The sequence below is a fragment of the Polaromonas sp. P1_G4 genome (assembly GCF_056405475.1).
Genome location: NZ_JBFUCA010000464.1, coordinates 1 through 3,464 on the forward strand (window position 1 = coordinate 1; position 3,464 = coordinate 3,464).

Annotated in this window: 4 protein-coding genes; all 4 read left to right on the plus strand. The window is 63.7% G+C overall.

What is annotated here, in order from left to right:
- The coding region (locus AC1D1X_RS18770; RefSeq protein WP_477698868.1) for an isocitrate dehydrogenase kinase/phosphatase-domain containing protein at nt 1-718 on the plus strand (718 nt) is incomplete at its 5' end.
- Between the two features lie 300 nt (nt 719-1,018).
- Nucleotides 1,019-2,200 (plus strand): acetyl-CoA C-acyltransferase, encoded by a 1,182-nt coding sequence (locus tag AC1D1X_RS18775; RefSeq protein ID WP_477698869.1) that lies wholly within the window; start codon nt 1,019-1,021, stop codon nt 2,198-2,200.
- On the plus strand, nt 2,197-3,270 hold the full coding sequence (locus tag AC1D1X_RS18780; protein ID WP_477670097.1) for a DUF695 domain-containing protein: 1,074 nt from the start codon (nt 2,197-2,199) through the stop codon (nt 3,268-3,270). The genes AC1D1X_RS18775 and AC1D1X_RS18780 overlap by 4 nt, the downstream gene beginning before the upstream one ends.
- Before the next feature lie 3 nt (nt 3,271-3,273).
- The coding region (locus tag AC1D1X_RS18785) for an SDR family NAD(P)-dependent oxidoreductase (RefSeq protein WP_477698870.1) at nt 3,274-3,464 on the plus strand (191 nt) is incomplete at its 3' end.

The following is a 3,464-nucleotide window of genomic DNA, read 5'->3' on the forward strand; positions in this document are numbered from 1 at the left end:
AGTGGCCTTTCCGCGCGAACGTTTCAGCGACGAGCTGATCGCCGAGATCGAAAAGTTCGCGCCCAGCCAGCTTGAGATCAGCGACCGCGACGGCGACGGTGCCACCGAAGTCATCATCAAGCATGTCTACATCGAGCGGCGCATGATCCCGCTCAACATCTATTTGCAGGAAGCCTTTGACGCCGGCGTGAAAGAGCCGGCAGCCCAGGACCAGATCGAGCGTGCCGTCGTCGAATACGGCAACGCCATCAAGGACCTGGTGGCCGCCAACATCTTCCCCGGCGACATGCTCTGGAAGAACTTTGGCATCACGCGCCACGGCAAGGTCGTGTTCTACGACTACGACGAGATCGAATACATCACCGACTGCAACTTCCGCAAGGTGCCCGCCGCGCGCAACGAGGAAGAAGAGATGAGCGGCGAGGTCTGGTATACCGTCGGCCCCAAGGACGTGTTCCCCGAAACTTTCGGCCCCTTCCTGCTCGGCAATGACGCGGTGCGCGAAGTCTTCATGAAGCACCACGGCGACCTGCTCGACGCCCATTTCTGGCAAAGCCACCAGGCACGCATCCAGGCCGGCCACGTGCACGACGTATTTCCTTATGAGCGCGAGAAACGCTTTGTCGCGCTGCACAGCCCCGGTGCTCCCCACGATGAAGTCCTCATGCAACTGCCGCCCGAGCCCGTGCTCACAGGCCTGAGCGGCCTGACGCCCTAGAAGATGTTGGCCCCCACGCTTTTCACTTCGCCTTCGGCTCCGTGTAATGCGCGAGGCCTTGCAGGCCGCGGCTCGCGAGACGCTTCGCCTCTGTCGCCCGTCCAAGCCTGCGCAGGCAGGCTTGGAGCCGCGGGCTCCAGCCCCTCGGTGGCGCTGCGCCTGCGGCCCGGCAAAGCCGGTTCCGCGGCCCTGGCTGGCTGGGAGCGCGCTCCACCTTGGCTTTGCTACTTATCCTGCGTCCGTCGCGGCTTGTTGACAGATGCCTCCCGAATTTTTCTCATCAATTGAAAGGACCTCCTCATGTCTGAATCCATCGTTATCCTCGGCGCAGCCCGCACCCCCATGGGCGGCTTCCAGGGCGACTTCGCCAGCCTGTCGGCCCATGACCTGGGCGGCTACGCCATCAAGGCCGCCATCGAACGTTCCGGCATTGCGCCTGAAAAGGTCGATGAAGTGCTGTTCGGCAACTGTCTGATGGCCGGCCAGGGCCAGGCGCCGGCACGCCAGGCCGGTTTCAAGGGCGGCCTGYCCGCCAGCGTGGGCGCCGTCACGCTGTCCAAAATGTGCGGCTCCGGCATGGAAGCCACCATGCTCGCGCACGACCAGCTCATCGCCGGCAGCCGCGACGTGATGGTTTCCGGCGGCATGGAAAGCATGACCAACGCACCCCACCTGCTGCTCAAGGGCCGCAGCGGCATCCGCATCGGGCACGACCGCATTTATGACCACATGATGCTCGACGGCCTGGAAGACGCTTATGAACCCGGCCGCGCCATGGGCACCTTCGGCGAGCAGTGCGCCGACAAGTACAAGTTCACCCGCGAAGCGCAGGACGCCTTTGCCACCGCCAGCGTGAACCGCGCCAAGGCCGCCACCGAATCCGGTGCCTTCAAGGCCGAAATCACGCCCATCACCGTCAAGGGCCGCAGCGGCGAAACGGTGATCTCTATCGACGAAGGCCCGGGCAAGGTCAAGCTCGACAAGATTCCCACACTCAAGCCTGCCTTCAAGAAAGACGGCACCATCACCGCCGCCTCCAGCTCGTCCATCAACGACGGCGCCGCCGCCCTGGTACTGGCGCGTGAATCCACCGCCAAAGAACTGGGCGYCACGCCCATCGCGCGCATCCTCGGCCACGCCACGTTTGCGCAAGACCCTGAATGGTTTACCACCGCCCCGGTCGGCGCGGTCAACAAGCTGCTCAAGAAGATCGGCTGGAGCGCCAAAGACGTGGACCTGTGGGAAGTCAATGAAGCTTTCGCCGTGGTGCCCATGGCCGCGATGAAAGAACTCGGCATCAGCCACGACATCGTCAACGTCAACGGCGGCGCCTGCGCGCTGGGCCACCCCATCGGCGCGTCCGGCGCCCGCATCCTGGTCACGCTGATCCACGCGCTCAAGGCCCGCGGCCTGAAGAAAGGCGTTGCCACCTTGTGCATCGGCGGCGGTGAAGGCACGGCCATGGCGATCGAGCTGGTATGACGCAAGAAGCACCACAAACGCTTTCACCCGCTGAGCTCGCCCAGCGCATCGATGCGTTCTGGCTGAAATTCCAGGAGGGCGAGGCGGAGCTTGTCCGCCAGCCGGTACGCGACCAGGTCGAGAGCATCAATGAAGTTCTCGAGGAGTACCTGGAAGGGCTGGCGCTGGAAATGTCGGCTGACGACGGCGACCAGCAGGTCGAACTGATCGCCACCGCGCACGGCAGTACCGAAACCTTTCCGCTGCTGCTGGATTTCGTCAAGCGCGCGCCGCCGCTGAAGCATTACAGCCTCACTGCCTTTCGCGCCCGCACGGAAAGCCCCGACTTCCCCATGCGGATGGACAACTTTGAACTGGCCACCTCCGACGTGCTGATCGGCCACGTCGCCGATGAAGGGCAGGTGGGCATCGAAGTCATGTTTGCGCGTGAACTGCCCAGCGACATGCAGGACCATGCGCGCAACATGACCTTCATCATGCTCGACCATGTGCTGGGCGAGTACGACTTCGCGGTCAAGGTGGGCTTTGTGGATTTCGTCGATGCGTTCTCGGACGAAGTGGCCGGCTCCACGACGCTCGACAAGTTCGGCCCTGTGCTCGACGCGTTCTGGACGAACGAACTGGGGCACACAGGCTTGTTCCCGAGCGGCGAACACCAGTGGTCTGTCATGACAGTCGTCTTTGGCAACGACGAGGACGGTGACGAAGAAGACGACCAGGAGGGTGACAAGGCGATCGTGGCGGTCAACCAGAGCGCCAATGCGATTGCAGCGCGGCCTGACCTGGGCCACGCGATCGAGCTGCGCCTGCCCGTGGATGACCATGCGGCACTGGAGCGTGCCCGCGAAGTCCAGGAGCAGATCGCCACCCGCCTGGAGCTTCAGCATGCCGGCATCCTGTCCCACACCGTGGTCAGGAACGGCCGGCGCCTGGCCAACTATTACGTGGGCGACCTGCCTGCCGCACTCGGCGTGATTGACACCAGCTTGCGCGGCGCATCGTTCGCCGACGTTGAGCTGAGCAATGCGTTCGACCCGTCATGGTCGAAGTACTTCAACTTCGCGGGCTAATCCATGAAAGTCCTCGTCATCGGCGCATCACGCGGCATAGGCCTTGAATTCGTCAGCCAGTACCTGGCGGACGGTGCCAACGTCATAGCCACCGCACGCAACGACGAAGGCCTGCAGCGCCTCAAGGCCCTGGGCGCCAAGGCCTTGCGGCTGGACGTGGCCCAGCCTGCCAGCATCAGCGGCCTGGCCTGGCT